The sequence below is a fragment of the Cohnella soli genome, from assembly GCF_042655525.1.
GTDB lineage: Bacteria > Bacillota > Bacilli > Paenibacillales > Paenibacillaceae > Cohnella > Cohnella soli.
This window is the reverse complement of record NZ_JBHSMI010000052.1, coordinates 299,671-325,014: the sequence shown is the minus strand read 5'-3', so window position 1 is coordinate 325,014 and position 25,344 is coordinate 299,671. Positions and strand designations below refer to the sequence as shown.

The window sequence follows — 25,344 nt, the reverse complement described above, 5'->3', positions numbered from 1 at the left end:
CCAGCGGCCGTTTATTGCTTGACGTATTGTCGCCAGTACGCGACAGATTCCTGATGATCCGGGATAATGCTGAACTCCGATGACCAGGCTTCCTTGTGATAGATTTCGAAAATGAGTTCCGCTTCCTTCGCGCCGGATTGTTCCAATGCTTCGATCACTTTATCCGCGTGGATGATTCCGATATCGTTATAGGCTTTCGTGAAAGGCCAATGTCGACTATGACCCGCTTCCGTCTGCTGCAAATGGATAATTGGAGACTCGCTGCCCAGTTCGCGAATCCAGCGATACGGATCCCGGTCGTTCGGATGCGGCGCATGGCCGGGATCGAGACACAGCTTAAAAGGAATACCCGCTCCGTCGTTAAGCCTTGCGAGCAGTTCGCGCGTTTCCTCCACCGTATTGGCGAACTCTCGAGGAATCGACATCGGCTCGAAAATCAAATCCGTCATTCCGATATCCCGGCAATGCCAGCTCAGTTCCTGCCAATACTTGATACCTTCCGAAGTTCTCTCTTCCCGGCGAACCGAGTCGTCATAATCGTTGAAGGTAAGGATGCCGGGATGTCCGCCCGTTCTTCGCGCGCCCATCCGCGCTGATATGCTCGCGAATTTCTTAAACCAATTGAGCCAGAGTTTACGCTGCTTCGGATCTGGGTGCATAAAGTGGTTCACCCTCGTATACGAACTTAAGAAACTGCTCGTAATGTGCAATCCGTATTTGTCCGCGTTCTCGATAATACGTTCGGTTTGTTCTTCAACAATGTCGTCCGGCAAGAACACGTTCAGCAGATCCGCAACGAACTGCACGTATCGAAGCCCCATCTCCTCGGCGACGATCCGGGTCCAGACTTCCGGTTCGGGATACTTGTTATTGGCGAATCCCATGTTAATGCCTAGTTTCAAATCCAGCGTCATTCGCTGTCAACTCCCGGATTTCATATTTACATTATCGTTAATGTTAACGTTAATGTCCCTAATATAATGGACTGAGCGCAAATCTGTCAACGAATATTCGCGCGAGCCCTGTGTGCTAGATTGTCCCAGCGGAGACCGATAACGGCGGCACAATACTCAAACAAGAGAAAGAGCACTTCTGGCCTTCCGCCTATAGCGTCCGCCAGTGCAATTGGGCGGGTTGACGGTCTGGTTGTATCTTGATAGCATCTGTCAGTGCGTTATTGGTGGGCTGTTGGGCTCGAAGTACGTTGATAGCGTCTGTCAGTGCGTTATTGGTGAGCTAGAAAATTGGCCATGTATCGATAACGTCTATCAGTTCGTTATCCGCGAGGCTCTAGTGGAGATCAGCGGAGTTAGCGTCTGACAATGCGTTACTAACGAGACCGCATAAAAAAACCATTCCAGAGAAAGGAATGGTTTTGGTCCGGATTAACCGTGATATCCGTGTTCGGATTGGATTGGGCTATTCATTGTCCAAGAAAAATTGCATCGTTCTATCCGTCGCCCCCGGCAAATGCTCATGCCCGAAATCCGGGTAGATGACCAACTTCTTCTGCGCGGTAATTTTGTTATACGCCGCGAACTGCGTAGACGGCGGGCATACCGTATCCATCAGGCCGACGAATAATAGAACATCCCCGTGAATCCGATTCGCAAGAAATTGCAGGTCGATATAGCCGAGTTTCTCGAAAATCTCGTCCTCGCGTTCGTGCAGTTGATCGAAATAACGGAAATATGTTCGCAGCTCCTGATACGCGTCCTTAGCCAGATCCATCTCCCATGTTCGCTTATAATCACATAGGAACGGAAATACAGGCGCGAGTTTCTTCACTCTCGGTTCAAGTGCGGCGCATGCGAGGGTAAGACCTCCTCCTTGGGAACCTCCCGCCGCATAGACCCTCTCCGGATCGACTTCGGGCAAACCAAGGGCGATACCCGCGAGTTGGGCCGTATCCAAATAGATATGCCGGAACAATAAGTTGTCCGGGTGATCATCCAGCCCTCGTATAATATGACCGTGATGCGTATTCCCTTTAACTCCGCCAATATCTTCGGAGGAACCGCCTTGACCGCGGCAATCGAGTGCAAGCACCGAAAAACCGAGCGAAGCGTACGCCAATTTCTCGCTCCAGTCGCCTGCGTTCCCCGTATAGCCATGGAATAGGACGACGGCTGGATGAGGGCCGGGTACGTTAGGACGCACGTATTTCGCATGTATGCGTGCTCCGCGAACACCCGTGAAATAAAGATCGAAGCAATCCGCGTGGGGTGATTGGAACGTACTTGGAACAAGTTCGACTTGCGGATCAACGGCGCGCATCTCCGCGATCGCGCGATCCCAATATTCGTCGAAGTCGGCGGGGCGCGGATTCGTGCCCTGATACTGCTGCAATTGATCCAGCGGCATATCAATTAACGGCATTAAATAACATTCCTCTCCAATAGAATAACTACCCCTCATCACTCATGAACAAGGGGATTATGATCGCAACCGTCGTACCTTTGAATTCTTCGCTATCGATGCTCAGCCCGGCTCGATCGCCGTAATAGATGCGTAACCGCTGGTAAACGTTCATTAAACCAACTCCGCTGGAACGTTTCTTTGGCGCTTCCGCATAGGAAACCGCCGGCAACGATTCCGTATCCATCGCGAGCCTTTGTCTGACTTTCGCCAATTCATCATCGCTCATGCCGATTCCATTGTCCGAGATGATGATAAGCAATCGGTCTTCCTCGGCTTTAGCTCCGATGTCGATTTGACCTTCCCCATACAACTCATCAATGCCGTGTTGAAGAGCGTTCTCGATAATCGGCTGCAGGATGAATTTCAGGATGGGCACCTTCGTGATCGCTTCATCCAGTTGCCAATGGACCGTGAATTTGTTCTGAAACCGCAGCTCCTGGATCGTCAAATAATTGCGTACGTGTTCGATTTCCTCGGAGAGCGGAACGACTTCTCCTCCCGTATTGATCGTAAATCGGAACAGCTTCGCTAGCGAATTCACCATCGTACTTACTTCCGCAGCGCCGTATTGCCTGGCTCGCATATTGATCGCTTCAAGTGTATTGTACAGAAAATGGGGATTAATCTGCTGTTGCAGCATACCGAGTTCGGCCTTCATTTTCGACGTAACCAATATTTTCTCGCGAATTTGTTTATTGACGTTCTCTTCCATTAACCGATGGTTTTGCTTAATCATCTGATTAAAGCTTGCCACCAGTTGGCTGATCTCGTCCCGAGGGTTCGTTCCGCGGTCAAGTCCGAGCCCGAGCGGTAACTCTTCCTCCCTTTCCAGAGCCTTCTTCAGCCTCTCGATCGGCTTGACGAGCAAAGACGAAATATGCCACATCGCCGCCAGAATGATCAATACCAGGAGGAGGATCAGTAAAATAAACCGATGAAGCATCCCGTTAAGCTTCAGATATAGATCATCGATTGTCATAAAAACAAAAGTCGACCACCCTGTGCTGCCGATCGGCCGGAACACGACGACTTGGTTGCTCCCATCCACTTGATCAATCAACACGTCATCCACTTTCTCCGTGTTTTCGTTCCATTTGTAAGCCGCCGCATCCTTGAAGCCCTGCGAAGACGTATTCGAGTAGATGAACTTACCGGATTTGTCCAACATGACGAAACTCATCATCCGGTTCGAGGTGACGGACGAGAACGCATCTTCTTTCAGTACAACCTGGAGAATCGCTTCCGTCTTCATTCCGGTCGACGAGGACGGCACGGACAACTTCTTGATCAGCATCAAGGAAGGATGCCCGTATACATCGTCCAATCCGGTTATCCATACGATCTGTTCCGGTCGCAAGCTCTTTAACATCGCCGAATCGATCGAAGATAGCTTAAACAAAGTCAGATTGTTAAAAAAAGCGGAAGAATACCGGGCGACTCCGCCCATATCGAATAGCACGAAATACGACAAATCGCCCAGTCCTGGATATGAAGAAACCGTGAAGTCGTCGATGTTCTCCATATACGTGTAGGGAGATAACAAATTCGTTAGTCGGCTGTCCGTGGACAAGCGATTCGTTAAATTTTCGTAACCTTCCATCTTATAACGAAGCTCGACCATGAGATGGTTGGACGATTCGACCGACTGATCCACCGCTTTATTAAAATAATAGTTATAGATCAGGAACAAGTGCATGCCCGCAGACGTAATAACCGGAATCAGTACGGACGTCAGCAGCATGAGCAGAATTTTGCCTCTGATCGATATATTGGAAAATCGGGTTTCCGTGAAACGCTCCTCGGGAATGCGCTGTAAGTCGAGCTCGTTTTCTTTCTTCCAGACGATTCTGGCCAGCACTTGGAAAGGGTATAGAATGAGATTGGCGAACTTAAGAGAGAGCAAGAAGCATATCAACAACATACCGATGGAAACCCCGACATAAACCAGAATGAATTGCTGACCCCACCAAGTGTTGTTCTTCTCTTGCTCGAAGAAGACGATATCGAACCCGTAAGGAGAAACGAGCTGCGTCCTCACTTTGTAATTGCCGCCGATCTTCTGCTCCCATTGCTTTGACCCGCTTCGTATGCGCTGCGCGACGGTTTCTAAAGCAGCCTTATCAGGCAGGTTCGACCAGAGTGTTTGTTGGTTATTGTCCAACACGCTTACATAACCGTTCCATATGCCGGGAGAAGGCAGTTCTGCAGAGAAGATGCTTTCGTCAAGCACGATGACAGATAGAACGCCCAAGTAATTGACGCCGTTATTGATGACTAAGTGACCTTCGATGCTGCCAAAAAAAGCTTCCAACCGTTGCCGCGATTCACTCGAGATCGTTTTCTTGTTCTCTGCTAATTTATTCGTGAACATGCCGACGGGAATGTAAGTCGGCATGCTGTAGTAACGGGTAAAAGAATCCAGAACACCCGCGTTCCTCAAATCTTCGATCCAAGGAATCCGGTCGCTAGGGATGTTGGCGTCGGATACGAACGATCTCCCGTAATTCATCTGATTGGCATTCTCGCCGATAAAATACATTTGATCGACTGTTCCGCTCGGAAGGTGAAGACGTTGCAGGCGTGAATCGAGTTCGCCTCTGGCTTCCGCTTCCTCTTCCGCAGACCGTAAGCTCAAGAACGAACGGGAGTAATTCGTAAAATCCAACGATTCGATTTGCAAGGACAACGAATTCATTTCGTTCAGCTTGGAGACAATCTGGCTTTCCACATGTTTGGTCAAGTTCTGCTCAGACGCTTTCTGGATGTCAGACCCGACATCACGCGTATTCCAATAGCTGATGCCGATCAGAATGCCTTCAGACAACAGCGTTAGCAGGAATGCGATAAACACGAGACGGTTGCGATGATAGCGGAACCTCATCTTTAACCGTCCTTCGCATTCGCATGAAACAGGCCGTTGCGATATTCGTTCGGCGATTGCTGGGTATACTTCTTGAACACCAGCGTGAAATAACGGGGGTTCTCGTACCCGACCATCTCGCCAATCTCGTGAACCTTGTGGTTCGTCTGCATCAAAAACTCTTTAGCCTTCTCGATACGATACAAGGTCAAATAATCGATATATTTCTGCCCGGTCAGTTCCTTAAATAGAAAACTCAAATAACTGGCGTTCAGATGGACGTGTTTCGCTACGTCATCGAGCGTAATCGTCCGATCATAATTGTTTTCGATGAAATGTTTTGCCTCTTGAACGAGTCGCTTGCCGTTAGCTTGTTCAATTTCCTTGCCCGGCGGTCGTTCTCCGTCCGGTTGCAAATACTCCGCCGCCTCGTCAGGACGGTCGATTCGAGCATGAAACAACCCTTGCGCCGCCCGATAGGAACGTCGAATATTGCCCGGTTTCGATACGATCGGTCCGATGACATAGGAGAAATGAGTTCTGAACAATCCGCGGAATCGCTTCAAACCGTTCAAGAGCGAATCCAGTCGTTCCGTTAAACCGTCTTTGCCTTCCCGGAGCGCCGCTAACCCTTCGGTTTGCGTCAAGATTAACGAGCATTCCCCGTCTGTTTCCACGTAGTGATATCCCATACCTTGCTCGTCCCACAAATCTTGAAGCAGATTGTCCAGCGTGAAAACGATCAGGTTCCACTCCTTATCCCCAACGCCTTTCGGTTTCTCCGGATAAACGGTAGAACGAAGCAAGACAACCACATACTCTCCGTTTTCCTCCAGCATGACTTCGGCCGATGCACTCTCTAATTCAATGGCATCATCCGTCATCGCGCTTTGCACGATATCCCGAAGAAACTTCTTGCGCAGATGATGAGCGGACAGCTTGGCTTTCCGCTCGAGCGCGGCCGACCTGGCATTCTGCTCTTTTTCCAGGTCGATTAACCGGATGGCCTTCGTCAATATTCTCTCGTATTCTTCGAAATCGAGCGGTTTAAGCAAATAATCGAGCGCCCCGTGCTTCATGCACGTCTTGGCGTATTCGAAATCGTCGTATCCCGATAAAATAATGATTTTCGTATGCGGATAACGCGAAGAGAGCTTCTCCGCCAATGCCAATCCATCCATCAGAGGCATGCGAATGTCCGTCACGACGATATCTACCGGCTCGCTTTCCAGCGCTTTCAAGGCGAATAGCCCGTTCTCGCAATCTTCGGACACTTCGATCCCGAACGCGGAATAATCAAAACTTCTCAAGCCTTGCCTGATCTCGTACTCGTCGTCGACGATCATTAATTTGTAAGGTACTGTAACCATTCGCGTCCACCCTCCGGCAATGACATGATGTTACCTTCATTATTGAGGTTGTTCAGAAAGCCCGATGTTGATCACGAAGCGAGTCAGGAAGCCTATTCGACATCGAATCTTGAATGCTGCAAGGAACTTCCGGTGCTCACGTAGGTTTGCCTACGCTCCGCTCCTCATTCCCTTGCTTCATCCAACCTTCTTGGTGCTGAACATCGAACTTTCTGAACCTTTATTATAGGGACATCAGGAAGAGGCGATCAAGCGAATATCGCCAACGAAGTCGTTCATGCGGAAGCCGGCTTCTTCAATCCGAACAACCTCTCGGCCTTCAACGATCAACCCTTCGATTCGTACGTTCTCTACGAGATGCTTTGCATCCGAGCCGTGGAAGAGGGATGGCACGCCTTGCGGAACATGAATATTGCGAAATACGATATTCCGAATATGACCCGGCTCCTGATCGACCGACCAGCGATCCTTGAAGATCAGGCACATCATCGCGTACTGATGCTCCTCTTCGATTCTCATATTATCGAATCGGACATTCTCTATCGTTCCCGAATCGCCTACGACAATGCAGAGAGAGCCGACCTCTTCGGTCCACGTCGCCAAGCTGTGGACGATATCGCAGTTTTCGAATACGACGTCCCGAATGTCCGTGCGCGTCTCGCCGGTGATGCCGAAGCAGCGCACTTTGTCGTTCCACACCGTGCAGCCTCGAACGGTAATGTCCCGCCCGCCGAGCGCGGGAGGCGCAGCCATCGCTTTCACGACGACGGCGTCATCGCCTGTGCGGATGAGGCAGTCTTCTACGAGCACCCTCTCGCTGTTGACGATATCGATTCCGTCGCTGTTCTCCCTGTAACCGATTAATATCATGTCCCTAATGGAGCAGTCTCTGGACTTCGATAGGTGGATCGTCCAATGCGATGTGCCGACAAGCGTCAAGCCTTCGATTTGAACGTTAGCGCTCCGTTGAATGAATATCGCTTTGCGAGCGTGCCAGTTCAACATCGATAGATCGATAATCCCTCGTCCACATATGCGAACTTGTTCCGCTTGATCCGCGACAATGAAATCTTGGTACACTTTTTGTTCTGCCCAATCGCTCTCCACGAGCGGAACTTCTTCCTCCGGAACGATGACCCGAATCACCGCGCCGCCAGCGAGATAGAGCGTCTGACCATTCGTTAGCTCCAACTTGTCGACTTCATGCAAGCCGGGTCCAAAGTAAACAACGTCGGGATCGTCCGCTTGGGGAACTTTCTGCTCCGGAGCGTGCACTGTAATGAACAACGGCCGTTCTCGATCTCCATTCGTCTCTACGATCAGCTTGCAAGGGCTGTCTATCGAAACATGAACGGTGTGTTCTTCCACGACTGGTTGCAACCCTAGCGAGAACGGGCGAACGATTGCGCTTTGAACGTCTCTCGCGCTTCTCGCGACAAGCGTAATCGCCCCGCCCGCTTCGCTAACATAATCGAACGAAGCGAACGAAGTCGGACCTCCGCTCGTAACCGGTGCCGCAAAGACCGGCACGGCATGGCCCCCGACGGATAACTGCCAATCCCGGGACAAGACAAGGCCGTCCGGATCCGCGCCGAAAGCGTCCTCGCCTTGCGCCGACAATCGCTCTTCACTAGTCGCAAATTGGAGTTCTTCCGGGGCTGGATAAATGCGGATCAGGGCTGTACCTACATCATATACATGTGGATCGTTCATTTCTGTCTCACTCCTCGCTCTTCTCTTCGTTGATCTGTTGTCCGATCTCGGTATCAAGTATCACTTTCAGCCTACCGTCGCGATTACGGATCGGCACGAATACGGGACGCTCATACGGATGGATATTCGGTCTGTGCATCGACAATAACAACTGCCCCTCCATTGAACGGAACAGCATGCCGTGTCCGCCGTCCTTCTCGAACAGCAGTTCAGGCTCCTGCACCCACGGCCCCGCAATGTGGCCGGTCGCCGAACGAGCGATGCCGATCGCATAACCTTCGATGCCGTGGCTGGACCACATCATCAGAAGCTGACCGTCATCCTGCCGCACGAGGAATGGAGCGTCCGTCACGAAATTGCCCTCGCCTTCGGCCTCGATTGGCCAATGGGCATCGGATGCCTTGAACAGCAAGACCGGTTCGCCCAATGCCCGATCCAAATCGCGGGATAAGCGTACCGCGCGCATTTCCCCGTCCTTGACCTGCGTCCACTCCCGGCAGAAGACGAGCCAAGGCATACCTTCATCATCCACGTATAACGTCCCGTCAAGGCACTCCCAATCTGGCGGAGTTACCGGACCTTCCCCATGCGGAACGAATGGGCCCAACGGACTGTTCGAGATCAGAATTTGCGTCGCGCGGCACCGATGATCCGCTTTGAAGCTCGCGAACATATAATAGCTTCCTTGATAAAGGTGCACTTCCGGCGCCCAATAATGGTGATCGGCCCAGAAGCCGCTTGGCGGACGGAATACAGGAATCGGTCCCTCCCAATCTACAAGATTACGGCTCGTATACGCGTCGAATCCGATCGCTTGGCCACCCCAAGCCGTTTGACCGATCGTGCCATACAAGTAGTACACGCCAGTTGACTCATCGCTTAGTACGAACGGGTCGCGAAGATGGATTTCGCCTAATCGCATGGAGTCACGCCTCCTTTCTACTTCACCTTAATGTCTTCCGTATACTTGTTAATCGTAAAATGCGAATCTTTCGTCGAAGCGACTTTCTTCCCGTTGATGACGATATTGTCGAAGACAACGTCCGAAATCCTGCGGTCCTTGCTCCAACCCGCGACTTTCATCTCGTTCGTTCCGTCCGAGTACGAAGTAATGTTTTTGTAGCGGATGCCGCTCATCGAACCTTCCCACGACCAATTCCCCTGAATGGCGCCGAAGTAGAATGACGTGTCCATCTGTAAGTTAATAAGCCTCTTCGCTTTCTCGACGCGAATATCCTCGAACGTTATGTCTTTGAATTCCGTGCCGTGCAACGCGAAAATGTTGATCGCCGATCGGTCCGGCAATACGTCCGGGTGATCGCGGTCATCGTAATTGTAGAGAACGTCGATATTCCTGAACGTAATGTTCTTGAAGTACGCAGCGACCGTCTCCGCTCCGATTCCGATTGCATTGTTCGCTTCCGCCCACAGCTGTGCGTTCTTATAGGTAATGTTGTACACCGGAAGCGCCTTCGCCGGATCTTCCTCTTGCGACATCCCTTTGATCGCTATGGCATCGTCATTGGAGTGGATGAACACGCCATCGAACACGATATCGTGGCTGCTGACGATATTAAACCCGTCCGTGCTCGCGTACCTTGGGCTCACGGCTTTGTAATTTATGACATCCACGTCGCTGCTGCCGTACATCGAGGAAGTCCAACTGTTCGTGTCCCTGTTGACGATGATGTCTCTGATCGTGGATTTGGTTACTCGGTTAAGCGCCAACGCGATATCGTCGTAACCGTCGTTGCTCCGATAATCGTTGAGCAGAATGCCTCTGCCCCTTACCGTAATGTTCGTGGCGTTATCCGCGCGGAACCTGCCCCTAACGACCGCGCCTCCGCTAATGTACAACGTCTGATTCGAAGAGATCATCGTCGGTTCCGTGTCATAGTCCCCCAGGTCGTGATAGCCGGGGCCGAAGTAATGGACATTGGGATCTTCCGGGTCAGGAATATCCGTCTCCGGAGCTCCGGCGAACAGATGCAGCACTTTCCCTTGATAATTCCCGTCCAATACGAGCGAGACGTTCGCCGGACCATCCAGCTTGAACGTTATGGAATTGCCTTCTCGCTTGCCCTTGATCCCTAGCGACCTAGGCACGAGTTCGAAGCTCTCAAATTCAAAATTCGGCGTGATCGTAATCGTGCTGCTGCCCGGCATATCGAAGTACCCGTAAGTAACGGAATTATTCCAGCTGTTGTTGCCGGCATTGTACAGATCGATGTCAATCGCACCTGCTTTCACCGCGAAAACGGACGAACGGTAATTCTCAGGCAAATCCGCCGGCGCCGAATATGCGATGACCGGTTCCTCCTTAGCGGAAGGTTGTGAACAGCCAAATAGGTCAAGAAGGCTGACGGTCGCTATAACGGCTATGACAATCGATTTTATTTTTGCGCTCCCGCTGCTCATGCACATACGTCCATCACCCTTTGACCGCAGAGGAAATCACCCCTTCGACCAAATAACGTTGCCCGATGAAAAACACGGCGATAATCGGCATCACGAATATGACCAAGCCTGCACTCTGAATCTGCGTCAGCGTAATATCTTTTTGCCCCGGAAACACGTAACCGATCGAGAACAACGCCGTGGCTAGCGGATATTTCTCGTTCTGCAAAAACATGAACGGCGCGATATAATCATTGCCCCACGTCCCGTTAAAGGCAAGAATCGATACCGTCGCGATAACGGGCAGCGAAATCGGCAAGAAGATGTTCCAGAAAATACGGTAAGTCGAGCACCCGTCTATTCTGGCCGCTTCCTCCAAGTCCTTCGGAAAAGTCGAGAAAAACTGCCGATACAAGAAAATGCTGAACGCACTCCCGCCTAGCGCCCAGAAAAACCATGGCCAGAACGTATTAATAAATCCAATTTTATAGAAAATGACGTACGTCGGGATCTGGGTCACGATCGTCGGAAGCATCATCGTGGAGAGCATGAGCAGGAATAGCACGTTTTTCCCCGGCCCTCTCAGTCTTGCGAAGCCGAATCCGACGAACGCGCTCGTTAATGTCGGGATGATGACGGAAATCGCGGTGATGATGATCGAATTTTTGGCGTAACCCCAATAATCGATAAGGGTGACCGCGTAATTATAATTTTCGAAATGCACGCTTGTCGGCAAGAACGTCGACGCAGCGCCCACGACCTGCAGCGAGTTGGTTATGAGCCAATAGAGAGGAACGACGAATAGGACGGAAAGCAAGACAAGTAACGCATAGATCATGATTCTGAACGAGGTATTCCTGACGCCTACGTTAACCATCTTACTTCCCCTCCTGATCGACTTCGTAGAATACCCACATCTTGCTTGTCGAGAACACAACGACAGTCATTACCAAGATCATGAGAAACAGCACCCAAAGCAAGGCAAGTCCGTATCCGAAACGGCCGAACGCGAATATTTGTTGAAAGGCATGCACCGAATAGACGTAGTTAGGCCGAATAGGCGTTGATAACAAACTGTTCGAATTCGCCGCAAGCAGAATCGGCTGCACGAAAATTTGCAAAGATCCGATGATACTCATAATGAATTGGAAAAACAATACCGGCGTCACCAATGGAATCGTGATTCTCGCAAACCGTTGGAACGTCGTCGCCCCGTCGATCGCCGCGGCTTCGTAGAGATCCTTCGATACGCCTTTTAATCCCGCCAAATAAATCAGAATGCCCCCGCCTACTCCCCATAGCAGCATAATCAGCAACGGGTAAATCGCATAATCGTAACCTAGCCAATCTACAGGTTCCAATCCCAAGCTGATTAAAGCGTTGTTCACGACTCCTTCGTCCACGAACAACGATCTCCACATCGTTCCGACCGCGACTACCGGAATGATCGACGGAATAAAAAACAACGTTCGGTATATGCCGATCCGCTTAATATTCTGATTCAGCAACACCGCAAGCAGGAATCCTAGCACGGTACTTAAAGGAACCATAATCGCCGTGAAGAATAACGTTCTGCCCAAAGCATACATGGCGTCGTTATCGGTAAACACCTTATGGTAGTTCGCGAATCCGACGAACTTCAAGCGATCCATATTAAAGCCCGCATAATTGGTAAAGCTCAAGTACAATCCGTATAACAGCGGAATAAGGCCTAACAGAACGAAAACGACAAACCACGGGGATATGAACACGTAAAACTCCAATGCTTCTTTCACGCTTTTCTTACGAAACAATCGCGTCCGCTTCGGTGATAAGGCGGTTACCGTACCGGAATTCGCCAATGGACTCATGTGGCACCCTCCTTGCTTCTGTCTGGGACTAGCAAAAACGCCTTCATAAAAGGGTTACCGGAGAAGTTCAACCTCCGATAACCCTCCTTTGGACGTTCTGATCTTATGGGCTTACGAGTTCCTTGCCTTCGGAAATCAGCGTGTTTAATTCTTCGGTCATTTTCTGTGACGCGCCGTCTACCGTATCTTTGTCGAAATACACGGGCGTAAAGTACTTGTCGAAGATCGTGTTAACCGCTTGATAATTCAAGAAAGGGTTGTACGGAGGACTGCCATCCGTGTATTTCAGCTCGTTCTGGATGAAGTCGTAATTCATTTTGTCGAACTCGGTCGTTTGCGGCAGCAAAGTCGCCAACGTTTTCGTGCCCGGCAAACCGTATCCCGCTTTGGCGCGATCTTCCGCGGGCTTGCCTCCGAAGAACCATTCGAATACTTCCCATGCTTCTTTAGGATGCTTCGAATTTTTGTAGATGATCGCGCCGGTTCCGAAAGCGGTCGGCGAAATCCTTTTTCCGCCTTCGACGACCGGAGCCGGTGCGACGCCAAAATCTCCCAAGCGATTTTTGGTAAGTTCGTTCGATTTTAGGAATCCGGAGAACCAATAACCTGCGATAATGATCGCCGCTTTGTTGTCGACGAACAATTGACCGCCCCAGTCCGTTTCTTGGTGCAGAGGACTCGGACCTATGCCTGATTTGGCTGCATCCACCCAGAAGTTAAGTAAGTCTTTCACTTGCGGAGTCGATAAATCGGCTTTGCCGAAATCGTCGCTAAACATGCTTGCGCCTTCCTGAAGCAATTGCAGGTTAAGCAGATCCTGATTCGCTGCCGTAATGCCATTAAAGTACGCGAGTCCGTATTGGCTCACTTTTTTGCCGTTTGTGACCGTCAATTTTTTGCCCAAATCAACAAGCTCTTTCCATGTCATCGGCTCCGTGCTGCTAGGCAACGGAATGTCTGCGGTTTCGAACATCTTTTTGTTGTAGTAAATCGTAAAGTCGGGCGACCAGTCTTTCGGAAACCCGTACAATGGGCCTTCGCCATGTACTCCGGTCGTCGTATCGTACTTGAATTGATTGACGACGGGATAAAAATCCTCGGACTTGAAAACGGTGCTGGAATTAAAATACGAAGTCAGATCCAGCGCCATCCCTTTCAACACGTAACCCGGAAGCTCGTTGGAGTTCGTACGAATGATATCCGGTCCATTGCCCGCAGCCATCATCGCCATCAGTTTATTGTAATCCGCGGATACGATCTCCAGCTTGATGTTCGGGTGAGTCTTCTCAAACTCGGCGACCATATCGCTCGTGAACTCGTTATCGTACATCGTGTAGCGGATAACAACTGGCTCGCCGTTCGATGACGGCTGTTCGGCGCTTGCCGAAGCGCTTGGAGTTGTCCCATTACTTGCCGATGCGCCGTTGCCCGGCGAAGCGTTATTCGAATGATTGCCTCCGCATGCGCTGAGTGTAACTAAACTAACTGCCAAAGCTGTCGGCAACAGGGTTGACCGCAACGTTCTTTTCATTGATATCCCCCTATGAAGTCGGTAATTGTTGTAGAACGTTCTACTCTTCAAAGTATAGAATCGATTCCTTTGAGCAACAACGCACACTCTTTTTTGATTCGTGCTTATATTTTTGGAATCTCAAAAGAGGAGTATCCCTCGGCGGAATACTCCTCATTATCTATTTCAATCTAATCGTCCATCCCTTTGCCGTTAAGGATTTGCGGCAAATACTTCTCGACTCTCGCATCGCGTGTCTTGGATTGCTTGGGCTGGGAGAAATGCAGAAGATACGCTCTTTGCCGTCCAGGCGTCAACGCTTCGAACGCCGTCTTTAACTCGGGAATCTCGACGAACTTATTTTGCAATTCTTCCGGAACGGCAAACTCCGTGTTTTTCTTAAACTCCACCTGCAAGCCGGATTTCTCTACTTCGATGGCTTCATCGATGTAGGTTTTGATTATCAGTTGCATTTCATCGATTTGTTCCGCGCTTGTGAAGCGAATCTGGCGGGCAGCTTGTACATTCTCCGTCTGTTGAATCAGAATCCCGTGAGGATCTTTCAACAAAGCGCCTTTGTGGAACAGCAGCGCACAGTATTCCTTAAATCCATGGATCAGAACGATGTTTTTGTTATCGTACGTATAACAAGGATGCATCCACTTGAAATCTTCGGTTAATTCGCAGTCAAGAACGATTTCCCGAAGCTTCTCGAATTCTTCCTTCCATTTCTTGGCCTTATTGAAAAACGGATCGATCTTGGCGTTCCGCACTCCTTTTGTCATAAAGGTCGCTCCTTAGGACACCATTTAGTGTCGAACTCATTATGGGACACCTTTTGGTGGACTGTCAATTTTTCTAGCTAAAATATAAGGCATATTTTACTTGAAAATGTTAATTTATTATTATCAAAATGATATCCGTATAATCCCTAGGAAAGCAGGTACTACGATGTCCGAGAATTCCTACTTGTATGAAGAGCAGCCGGAAATCGGCAACGTCTATCGCGAGCGGCAGAAGGCGCAGTTCGATGACCTCTTGGTTCAATTACGTCAGGCGGCTGAAGCCAAAAGAAATTCATTCTTCACTCCGGATACTTCAAGTGTGGCAGCCTATGAGAAAGACATCGTGCGCTGGCGGGAACAATTCAAAAGCATGCTCGGCTGGCCGCTGGGTCTGGACGACGGGTCCGTTCCGGCAGCCGAACTCACCGAGGTTGCGGAAGATTCCCTTGGACGTATTTATCGCGTGGAAGTCGATGCCGGATTCGGACTTACGACTTATGGGGTGCTTTTCCTTCCGAAAACAGAGGGTCCACATCCCCTCGTCATCTCGCAGCACGGTGGACAGGGAACGCCTGAACTTTGCTCGGGGTTCTATGGCGAGACGAATTATAGCGATATGACAAGAAGAGTATTGAAGCGCGGCATCGCCGTCTTCGCTCCGCAACTGTATTTGTGGAATACAGAATTATACGGCCCCGAATTCGATCGCGCCAACTACGATAAGCAACTGAAACAAGTGGGCAGTTCAATCGCCGCCGTCGAGATTCATAAAATCCGGAAAGCGATTGACTACTTGATCTCCAGACCGGACATCGACGGGGATAGAGTCGGCATGATCGGGCTTTCGTATGGCGGGTTCTACACGATGTATACGACGGCGGTCGACACGAGAATAAAAGCAGCGTACTCTTCCTGTTACATTAACGACCGTTTCCTCATCGATTGGCCCGATTTTACATGGTTTAACTCAGGCAACACGTTCCTGGACGCCGAAGTATGCGCCATGATTGCCCCACGGTTCTTCTGGCTGGAAGTCGGAGAACGGGACGAAGTGTTCCCTTATGAATCCGCGCAACAGGAGATCAATAAAGTAGCTGATCTATATGAGCGGCTGAAGATCTCCCATCTATTCCGCGGCGTTTCTTTCGACGGCGTACACGAACTCGACACGAACGATGAAGGCATTGAATTGTTCTGCGACTTCGTGCGGAATGGCGCCCTCACGACCGCTTAAGTTCTAATTACCTTAGTAAGATAAAAGGTACGGCTCTTCCGCCCTTGGGGGAAGCCGTACCTTTTATCTTTTGCAGCGCCTATTTCAACACAACTTGATCGAGAACGGCCCATCCGTTCGTCCGGTTCGCATAATACCATATTTTCACCGTTTGACCGGCGTTCGCGTTAAACGTTAGCGTATAATAGCCATATCCGGTGTTGCCGGTTATATATTTCGCTGCGGCTTGCGTGCCGTTTACGTCTGCTCCAAGCTGAACGCCCGAAACGATGTTTGTCGCGGCATATGCGGTAAGTGTATAAGTCCTCGTAGCCGGAACAGTAACCGTCTGGTAGATCGCTACATCAAGCGATGATGTCGGATGCAAATAGGCGTCATAAGCGCCGCTTTTCGGATAATAGGACTCTACGCCCGCCAATGATGGGTTCCATTCCCCTGCCCACGGACTCAAGCCGCCGGATTCGAACCCTGCGTTTCCGAGCAGATTAGATACGGCTTCGACTTTATCGACCGTAATGTACGCGGATGTGGCAAGCGTATTTTTCGTGCCGGTAACTTTGACTTTTAACGTATGCGTCCCAGATGCCAAATTCAGCCTTTCGAACAATTTGACGTTGTCCTGCCGTGTCGGACTATAATAATCAACCAACGTCGACGAAGCGCTCGGCGTACCTTCATCGATAATCACTTCCGCGATGCCATGCCCTGGATCTTTCGCACCGTATAACTTAACCCCGGTACCATCAAATGAAAACTGGACATAAGCGTTCGTTGTATTCGAGTAATGATTGTCGTTCTTGTAGGCTCCACTCTGATACGCATAATAACTCCAGTTGCTCGAATATTGGAACTGGTATTTGGCCGTGTCCAGATCGTTGTCGTTGGCGGCGACGACGTTGGCTTCCCCGGCGTAAACGGCGTTAGTGATAACGTAGGTCGTAATCGATCTCGGTTGCGCGATATGGTTCAGCAGCTTGTTGGAGATGGAGACGCTAACCGGGGCCAAGCTCTCGGTTGCCGACGTGCGGTAAGCTTGCGCCGTACCAAAGGAAGAGAACGCCGACAAGTCGTACGTCAGGTCCTGGCTGCTTGTCGTGTCGTTCGTCGTGACGATGACCAACTTCTGGCTGACCGCATCGTAAGCCGCTAGTGATCCCGCATTATCGATGCTAACGATTTTGTAGCCCTTCTTGATATACTTGCTGTAATTGCCCATCGCATAATATTTCTTCGACACCGTGTACCCTTTCGTCCCCGTGAAATTCGCCTTCATCAGCCCGTAATTGTTGTCCCCCGCCGAATCCTCCACTGCCTGCCAATAGTTCCATGCCGTCGCTTTTAGGCCGTTCAAATCTTTTAATATCGCATTGGACATATTCATGCTCGCATCGATATTTTGCCGATCTCCGACACCGCCGTTGCCGAATTCGGACACCCATATCTTTTTGCCGTTCTGGGCGGCCCAGTTCCGCAGATCCGTCTCATGCGTTCGATATTCATACGTGTGCGTATTGATGCGATTGAGTTGCGAAGTCGTCGCGGCGTTGTATTGGGAAAGCGTATTGTAAGTCAAATCGATGTCGTATTCTTCGGGACCGCTGAGTTTCGTGTAGGCCAGTTCTCCCCGCGTGTTCATTTCATTGTATAGTGTGTTGATCATCGTCTGTTGGTTAGTCAGATCAAAATGCATGCCTTCCTGGTTATTGCCGCCTGTGCCGCTTGGCTGAATTCCCGTCCACCAAGTCGATATCGGTTCATTTAATGCCGACAATGAACTGAAGGTAATATTTTCGGTTGTTCTAAAATGTTGCACGACATCGGTCAAATACGTCGCGAAAGCGCCATAATAACTCGTTTTCAAGTTATTGCTGCCGTTGAAATTGCCGGAAGCGCAGTTGTTGATTGTCATCCAGTAAGGCGCCGAATTAGAGAAAGCTTCGAACGTATCGGCGCCTTTCGCTTTAGCCGCCCTCAGCACGCTGATCTGGTTCTCGTCCGCAAGCCAATTGTAGCTGCTTGTCTCTGTCGCTTTAAATCCCGGCATCGCAGCGCCCGGACGAGCGTCCATATGATGATGTGTCGGATTTTCTCCGCCGCCGATGTTGTATCTGACGATGTTAAGACCGAGGCCGGTCGTCGGGTTAAACAACTTGTCGACGATCTCGTCCTCCAACGGATCGTTCCAGCCGCCCACGACGTTCCCCCACCATGCGAGCGATGTGCCCCAGCCGTCCAACGTTTGATACTGGATTTCCGGGTCTACGTATACACTTACAGCCGCATGTGTTGTCGGAGTCCATACATTGCTTAATGAAGTCGCCAGCATAAGCGTGAAAGTCAAAATCGAAACTTGTAACTTTCTTCCCACATTATTCATCCTCCATTTCATTTTGAGCAACATGATGAAACGGGTTTCATTCGACATCATCATATTGCATAATCGCTATGCTTAGTACATATTTTTTTGCGGAAGGTCGAAAAAGAGCAACGAGGTATCACCTTAGGAATCCCTCCTGCTCTTTTTCTAGGTCGCATTATGACAAGCATTGCAAGTTAATTCGTCCGTGCAATGGGTATCGTCTCTTGGTAACCATCCTATTAAAATCTAAAGAATGCGAACTTCGAACAAATAATTGCCCGATCCTACTTCAAGAACGACGGCTGTCTCTTCTTCCCTCAGCACTACGATGTCTTGCGACTCGCGAATCGGCAATCCGTTCTCCGTCATCGCGCTTACGTCCGAGAATGGAATCGTAACAACAGCCGTTACGTTTGCTGGTATGGCAATTTTAAACTTCCAAGTCGAGGAATCGTCAAATTGCCAATGCGATTCGACGATTCCGGCAGCCATTCGATGATGAGCTCTCGCCCATTGAATGCCGTCGACGGGCTGCGGGGCAATGTCGATGCGATTGTGATCGTCGTCTTCGTCATTCAGGCGTATACCCGCCAGGCCGGCATAAAACCATTGTTCCGCATGCCCTTGCATAAAGTGATTTTGCGAGAGACCGAAAGTCGGACCGTTCCAAGCTTCCGTTAACGTCGTCGCGCCTTGCAAGATCTGGTACCCGTAACTCGGATCGTCGGTTCGGAGCAGCATACGCGCAACCGTCTCCGCTTGGCGATGCTGCGTGAGCGCCATAAGCACGTATCGAAACCCGATTTCCCCGCTTGTGAACTTATAATCGCGTTCTCGTATGTCACGCAACAAGTTGTCCAGCACCGCTGCTTCCAATCGTTTCGGAACCAAGCCGAGCGCGAGCGGCATCGCGTTCGACGTTTGGCTGCCCGTTCCGTAATGTCCGCCTATTGGATCATGAAACTCGGCAATAAACGATTCTTGAATACGTGCCGCCAAGTCTACGAATGAATGCGAATCGTCTTCCCTGCCTAACACGCGAGCAATGCGGGACATGAGCACGGTAGCGTAATAATAGGTCGCGGTTTCCGCGAGCGCGATCGGCGTGTTGTGCGGAAAACCCGGATTCGGCCCGACGTCGCACCAGTCTCCCAACCCGAAGTTCAAAATGTATTCGTCGGAACGATCCGTTAAATTAGCGAGGTATCGTTTCATCCCTTCGTAATGCGACTCTAGCAATTGCCGATCCCGGTATCGGCGATAGACATACCACGATGCGATAATGTAGGCGCCGCCGAATTCCGCGGAATCCCGAAATCCGTCTTCGAACACGGTGTATTCCGGGGCAATGTCCGGCACAAGCCCGGAGTCCAATTGGGCCTCGCTCATATCGGCAATGATTTTGCGATACAAATTCGGCACGTCGTAATTCAACATGACAGCAGGTCCCATAAGCTGCGTCTGCTCGAGCCAGCCCAGTTTCTCACGGTGCGGACAGTCGGTCAGCACGCTCTTCATATTGCTGAGGATGGCCATGTTAATGATCCCGTGAATTCGGTTCCACATGTCGTTGGAGCAGGAGAATCCGCCCGTGTCTGCAACATCGGCATGAATCATTTGCCCTTCGATGTGCAGCAGCGTCGGCATCCGCTCGTCCGCCGGCTCACCGGACGCACTCTGCGGCACGGCACCGTCGACTTGAATATATCGGAAACCCGAATACGAAAATCTCGGCGTCCAGATTTCTTCGCCTTCACCTTTAAGCGTGTACGAGAAGTAACTCGGTCCTCCCGTCCATCTTTGCTTGACTTCCCCTTGATCGTCTAACAGCTCATCATAGACGAATTTGACTTCCGCGCCTCGAGGACCTTGAATGCCGATTCGGATCCATCCCGAGAAATTCTGCCCGAAATCGTAGACGTAACGCCCGGAAGAGATTGCATGGACCAAGACCGGTTTATAACGCCGCATGACTTTGTTCGGCGGATGGATCTGAGCTCTTAATTGTCCTTTAGGTTCCTCGACAAGCTGGGCTAACTGCCATCGATGATCTTCGTGAAATCCGAGCTGATCCCAGCCGACCTGTTCCAACCGGGCATCGTAGTCTTCCCCGCCATAAATGCAGGAGAACGTAATCGGACTCCTGCTTATCCGCCAGCCTTCCCCGCTGACGATCCGCCCCGTTGTCCCGTCTGCATATTCGACTTCGAGCTGCATAATCATTTTCGGAGTGCCGAAGCTGCCGGTATATTTCTCGTATCGCCCTCCTTCGACATTATAAAACCCGTTGCCCAGCATGACGCCGATCGCGTTGTCTCCCACTCGCAAATGCGGACGCACATCGAAGGCAGCGTACAAACATGTTTTGTCGTAATTCGTCCATCCGGGATCAAGCGCGCTCTCCCCGACTCTCTCCCCGTTCAACCGCAATTCGTAATGGCCCAGACCGCAAATATACGCTTTGGCGCGCGTTACCATCTTCTCCATACGGAAATGCGTTCGCAACAGCGGCAGCGGAGCGGTTGCTTGCTCCGATCCACCCGATTCTTCCTTCCAGCGCCGAATGTCCCTTTCCGTCACGCCGATCCATTGCGCCTTCCAATCTTCCCGATTGAGAAGCGCCATTTCCCATGTGCCGGTCTCGCTGAATGACGTTGGTTGATCTTCGGCGTCCCATACTCGAACTTTCCAGTAATAACGCTTGGCAGATTGCAGCGGGATGCCCCCATAGTCCACCCCCGCATTGATGTTCGATTCGGCCTTGCCGCTATCCCATACGTCAGCTTTGCCCGGCTCGAGCAAACTCTCGGATGAAGCGACAATGATCTGATAGGCTGACTGACGCACATTCCGTCGATCCGACTCGAACCCCCACCCGAAAATCGGCTTCAACCGATCGACTAGATAGGGATTCGAGCTATTTTCCACCCGAGGATTAATGACATTAAACGTCTCGTTTCTCATCCCTTTATGCCCCCGACCATAATGCCTTTAATGAAGAATCTTTGAAGTAACGGATACACAAGAAATATCGGAAAAATCGTAATGATGGAAATCGTAATCCGAATCGAGTTAAGTGTCGGTTTCACTTTGCTTTCCATCGAAATACCCACGTCCCTCATATTCATTAACGCGGGATTAAGCCCTTGCAAAATTTCGTACAACGTTAATTGTAACGTCTTCAAACTCGGCTTCGAGACAAGCATCATGTTGTCGTACCACGAATTCCACTGCCCGACGGCGCTGAAGACGGCGACGGCTGCAATGATCGGCAAGCTCAGCGGAAAGACGATTCGAAAAAGGACAACGAGAATGCCTGCTCCGTCTATCATCGCCGACTCTTCGTACGCAGGGTGAATGCTCTCGATGAAAGTTTTGATTAAGACGACGCTGAAAACGGCGATCGCCGTAGGCAGAATGTAGAGCAGGAATGAATTTTTCAAACCGTAGTTCATCATCGTCATGTACCAAGGAATAATGCCGGCGTTAATGTACATGGAGATGATGGCCAATCGATAGATCGTCTTGCGGAAAGGCAAATCTTGTTTCGTCACTACGTAAGCGAAAATGGTTGAGCACATCACGGTCAAAGCTGTACCTACGACCGTTCTTAGCCCGGACACGTAAAATGCAGACAAAATCTCGGATGTTCTGAAAATATTCACGTAATTCTGAACGCTGAACGACACCGGCCAGAAGAAGATTCCTTTCGTCACTTCCTGCGGATCGCTGAACGAATAGATTAGCATGTAGTAGAACGGATAAAGACATAATAGGCTGATCACACCCATCAAAAGATTCAAAGTGCCGTGAAACAGCCAATCTCCCTTGTGCTTCCTCATGTCATCACCTCCTGGTTAAACAATGGAATTCCCACGAACGACTTTGGACAAATAGTTGGCGAAGAAGAGAAGGAACAGGCTGATGAGCGATTTAGCTATGCCTAGCGCCGTTCCAAGCGCATAGCTGCTTTGCACGATGCCGACGTCATACGTGTACGTATCGATGACGTCGATCTGATTGATCGTAAGCGGGTTGCGAAACACGTAGTACTGATCGAAGCCGCTTGCGGACAATATGCCTGCGATTCCGAACAGCAGCAGTACGAAAAACGTCGGCAGCAGGCTTGGAATGGTCACGTACCAAATTTTCTGATACCGGCTCGCACCGTCGACATCTGCGGCATCGTACATCTCGCTGTCAATGCCGGCAATGGCTGCGATGTAGATGATGGCGTTATAACCTGTCGTCTTGAACAAATGGAGCAGCGTCTGGTAGTACCACGCCATGTCCGAGTTCGCCAGCGGGTTCAGCGGGTCCTCAATGAGGTTCAGCTTCATGAGTGCAATGTTGACGAGGCCGTCCTCCGTCGAAAAAAGCGCGAACACGACGCCGAAGATTAGAATAAAGGAAATAAAGAAAGGAATCGTCGTAACGGACTGTACGAACTTCGAATACTTGACGCTTTTCATCTGAGACAGCAGAATAGCGAAAATCATAGGAACCGGCATCGTCAAAATAATTAAACCGCTTAACGCCAGCGTGTTCTTTAGAACGGGTACAAGCTCGCTGCCGCCTGAGAAAATCAGCTTAAAGTAGTGCAATCCGACGAAATCCATTTTCCAGATCGATACCCCTGGCATATAGTCGAGAAACGCATACGACCAACCGAATAAAGGCACGTACTGAAATAAAATAAGCAGCAATACAAACGGCGAAGCCAGTGCGAGAAGCTTGAGCCTATACTTTTGTTTGTCGCTTATCGCAAACGCTGTCATTTTCCGAGTCGCCGTCTTGGTCGAGCTTGTGTGGGCTTGCATTCGTATCACCTCCCTGTCTGATAATCCAAGTATAAAATCGGGGAATTGTCCGCTCAACGCCAATAGTTTCATGTAAGGCCACTAATTATATGCGCTTTCATACAAACGCCAAAAGACGCCTGAGCTATCGAAATAGCCCAGGCGCATAGCGATGGAATTGTAATGTTATTTAAGCGGGTAATCTTTCAGAGCGACTTCGTAGAACGGATCGATCTCGAACTTCGCTTTGGCGAATTGCTCCTTGTACCAATTGTACACTTTATCCGAATCGTATTTGGCGGCGCCATCGATGAACTTCTTCTGCGCTTTCTCGAATTCGGCATCGTTCTTGGCATAGATCATATCGAATTCGTTCTTGTAAACGTAACTAATCAAGTTTCCATCTGCTGTTTTGATATCGTCCGGCATTGGGTCGAACACATTGGAATAATCAAGCAAATACAAGACGGTCTTGGCACGGCTCGTATAAATATCGACCAAGTGATTGCTCGTAATGCCGTAGTGGGCGATCGCGTCTTTTTCCATCTCGGAATAATTTTGGGCCAAGTAATCCGGTTCTTTGGTCAGATCCATATGGGCGTTATCTTTCGGACTGATCCCGTTAAAGCCGTAGCCGGCCATGTTCCGATATTTCTGTACGCCCGTTTGGTCGTATGCGGCCATACTCGTTTCTTTTTCTGCGTTCAACTTCAGAAACTCAGGTGTCAATTGCAGCTTGCCATTCGCGTCTTTCGTCCACGTTTTCCCCTCCACGCCGCCAAGCAGCAATCTTGCGCCGTCTGGAGAGCTGGCGAACTGTAGAAGCGCAAGCGCTTTTTCCGGGTTTTTGCAGTTTTTGGAGATGGCCCATCCGCCACCGCCGGTTAACGCGACCCAATCCATGACCATGCCGTTATTATTCGGATAAGGAGGCAACGAAACGAAGCCTTTCTCCGGTGTGCCAGCGTTCGTAAAGCTGTTTTTCGTGCCAGGCAAGTTCCACCCGGTGCCGAACATCAAATATTGACCGTTATACAGCTTTTCTTGCCATTTGTCATACTTCTGCGTCAGAGACTCGGGGTCGAGCATGCCCATCTTCTGCGCCTTATAAAGAAATTTAACGCCGTCATAATAGGGGCTGTTGGTATCCGTAATCGGGTTGTTCGCGTACAAGTTGCGTGTACCCAAATCATAATACGAGATCGGATTGTTATTCAGCGGCGCATAACCTTTAAACATTTGATTTAACGTGTGGACGGTGACGTCGCCCCATCCCGCGCCTTCGGAGAACCAGGCGCCGAGCGGATACACTTTCTTGCCGTCCTTCGTTTTTGGCTCCAGCTTCCACATTTCCGCAAGCAAGTTCAGCAACTCATCGTCATTCGTAATCTCGGGATACCCGAGTTTTTTGTACAGATCCCAACGAATATTGAAGCCTTCCGAAGGCAATATGTCGGGAGCCGGTCCTCCGGCTTGAGAGATCGTATACAACTTCCCGTCCGGGCTATAATGCTTGCGATTGAAATCCATCCGCTCATAGAAAGTTTTGTCATAGGTCGTGTCGGGTGGATTCGCCTTTAAGAGATCGTCCAACGGTATAATCAATCCCGCTTTGACAGCCGCTTCTATATTTTTTTGCGCTTCGACTCCATTTCCGAAATTAATGAGGTCGTCCAAATCGTTGGAGGCGAGCATCGTCGCAAGCTGGGTTTTCCCGTCGCTTTGCGGAAGTCTGTTGATTTTAATTTGAACTCCGATCCGCTTCTCGATTTCTTTGGAGACGTCGTCCGTCTGGATGCCCGTCGACTTGACCGCAATGCCCCCGCCCACCGGAGCGACCGAGATGACGACCGGTTCTGCGGGTGTTGCTGATGCGCTGGCCGATTCCGTCGCGGTTCCCGACGGTGTTGTCGTGGAGGATGACTTGTTCTCGTCGTCCCCCTTGCTGCAGCCGGCAATCACCAGAGATGCAGCGACCAAGATTGCTAATGCCTTGGATGCTTTCTTTCTCATTGACCATACCCTCCTGTAACGATTATAGATGAA

General features: G+C 50.3%; 17 protein-coding genes. 1 reads left to right on the top strand and 16 read right to left on the bottom strand.

All coding sequences use genetic code 11. The annotated features are described in order from the left end of the window. Positions 1-11: 11 nt before the first annotated feature. From ACFPOF_RS25485 to ACFPOF_RS25435, 11 genes are all read right to left on the bottom strand, one after another. A complete protein-coding gene (locus ACFPOF_RS25485) occupies positions 12-914 on the bottom strand; it encodes a sugar phosphate isomerase/epimerase family protein (RefSeq protein WP_378137996.1) in 903 nt (300 codons plus the stop codon). Positions 915-1,419: 505 nt separating this feature from the next. Further along, on the bottom strand, positions 1,420-2,379 hold the full coding sequence (locus ACFPOF_RS25480) for an acetylxylan esterase (RefSeq protein WP_378137994.1): 960 nt from the start codon (positions 2,377-2,379) through the stop codon (positions 1,420-1,422). Between the two features lie 28 nt (positions 2,380-2,407). Further along, a complete protein-coding gene (locus ACFPOF_RS25475) occupies positions 2,408-5,302 on the bottom strand; it encodes a sensor histidine kinase (RefSeq protein ID WP_378137992.1) in 2,895 nt (964 codons plus the stop codon). Positions 5,303-5,304: 2 nt separating this feature from the next. After that, a complete protein-coding gene (locus ACFPOF_RS25470; RefSeq protein ID WP_378137990.1) occupies positions 5,305-6,651 on the bottom strand; it encodes a response regulator in 1,347 nt (448 codons plus the stop codon). 234 nt (positions 6,652-6,885) lie between these two features. Further along, positions 6,886-8,364 (bottom strand): glycosyl hydrolase family 28 protein, encoded by a 1,479-nt coding sequence (locus ACFPOF_RS25465; RefSeq protein ID WP_378137988.1) that lies wholly within the window; start codon positions 8,362-8,364, stop codon positions 6,886-6,888. 7 nt (positions 8,365-8,371) lie between these two features. Further along, positions 8,372-9,286, bottom strand: a complete 915-nt coding sequence (locus tag ACFPOF_RS25460) for a glycoside hydrolase family 43 protein (RefSeq protein WP_378137986.1) — start codon at positions 9,284-9,286, stop codon at positions 8,372-8,374. A 17-nt stretch (positions 9,287-9,303) separates the two neighbouring features. Continuing rightward, positions 9,304-10,782 (bottom strand): glycoside hydrolase family protein, encoded by a 1,479-nt coding sequence (locus ACFPOF_RS25455; RefSeq protein ID WP_378137984.1) that lies wholly within the window; start codon positions 10,780-10,782, stop codon positions 9,304-9,306. A gap of 13 nt (positions 10,783-10,795) precedes the next feature. Next, positions 10,796-11,638 carry a carbohydrate ABC transporter permease gene (locus ACFPOF_RS25450; RefSeq protein ID WP_378137982.1) on the bottom strand — a complete coding sequence of 281 codons (843 nt, stop codon included), beginning with the start codon at positions 11,636-11,638 and terminating at the stop codon, positions 10,796-10,798. Position 11,639: 1 nt separating this feature from the next. Then, the gene (locus ACFPOF_RS25445) at positions 11,640-12,611 is read right to left on the bottom strand and encodes a carbohydrate ABC transporter permease (RefSeq protein ID WP_378137980.1); all 972 of its coding nucleotides are present in this window, start codon (positions 12,609-12,611) and stop codon (positions 11,640-11,642) included. A 103-nt stretch (positions 12,612-12,714) separates the two neighbouring features. Then, positions 12,715-14,142, bottom strand: a complete 1,428-nt coding sequence (locus tag ACFPOF_RS25440; RefSeq protein ID WP_378137978.1) for an ABC transporter substrate-binding protein — start codon at positions 14,140-14,142, stop codon at positions 12,715-12,717. A 170-nt stretch (positions 14,143-14,312) separates the two neighbouring features. Further along, positions 14,313-14,906: a YdeI/OmpD-associated family protein gene (locus ACFPOF_RS25435; RefSeq protein ID WP_378137976.1), complete on the bottom strand. Its 594-nt coding sequence runs from the start codon at positions 14,904-14,906 to the stop codon at positions 14,313-14,315. 166 nt (positions 14,907-15,072) lie between these two features. Between ACFPOF_RS25435 and ACFPOF_RS25430 the strand changes: the two genes are divergently transcribed. Continuing rightward, a complete protein-coding gene (locus ACFPOF_RS25430) occupies positions 15,073-16,140 on the top strand; it encodes an alpha/beta hydrolase family protein (RefSeq protein WP_378137974.1) in 1,068 nt (355 codons plus the stop codon). Positions 16,141-16,219: 79 nt separating this feature from the next. Here ACFPOF_RS25430 and ACFPOF_RS25425 read toward each other — a convergent pair whose 3' ends face one another. The 5 genes from ACFPOF_RS25425 to ACFPOF_RS25405 form a co-directional block, all read right to left on the bottom strand. After that, positions 16,220-18,508: a glycoside hydrolase gene (locus ACFPOF_RS25425; RefSeq protein ID WP_378137972.1), complete on the bottom strand. Its 2,289-nt coding sequence runs from the start codon at positions 18,506-18,508 to the stop codon at positions 16,220-16,222. Positions 18,509-18,745: 237 nt separating this feature from the next. After that, positions 18,746-21,463, bottom strand: a complete 2,718-nt coding sequence (locus ACFPOF_RS25420; protein WP_378137970.1) for a family 78 glycoside hydrolase catalytic domain — start codon at positions 21,461-21,463, stop codon at positions 18,746-18,748. Beyond that, on the bottom strand, positions 21,460-22,341 hold the full coding sequence (locus tag ACFPOF_RS25415; protein ID WP_378137968.1) for a carbohydrate ABC transporter permease: 882 nt from the start codon (positions 22,339-22,341) through the stop codon (positions 21,460-21,462). Before ACFPOF_RS25415 ends, ACFPOF_RS25420 begins: the two co-directional genes overlap by 4 nt. Before the next feature lie 15 nt (positions 22,342-22,356). After that, positions 22,357-23,319: an ABC transporter permease subunit gene (locus ACFPOF_RS25410; protein WP_378137966.1), complete on the bottom strand. Its 963-nt coding sequence runs from the start codon at positions 23,317-23,319 to the stop codon at positions 22,357-22,359. Between the two features lie 165 nt (positions 23,320-23,484). Continuing rightward, complete coding sequence (locus ACFPOF_RS25405; protein WP_378137964.1) at positions 23,485-25,311, bottom strand: extracellular solute-binding protein; 1,827 nt, start codon at positions 25,309-25,311, stop codon at positions 23,485-23,487. Positions 25,312-25,344 lie beyond the last annotated feature (33 nt).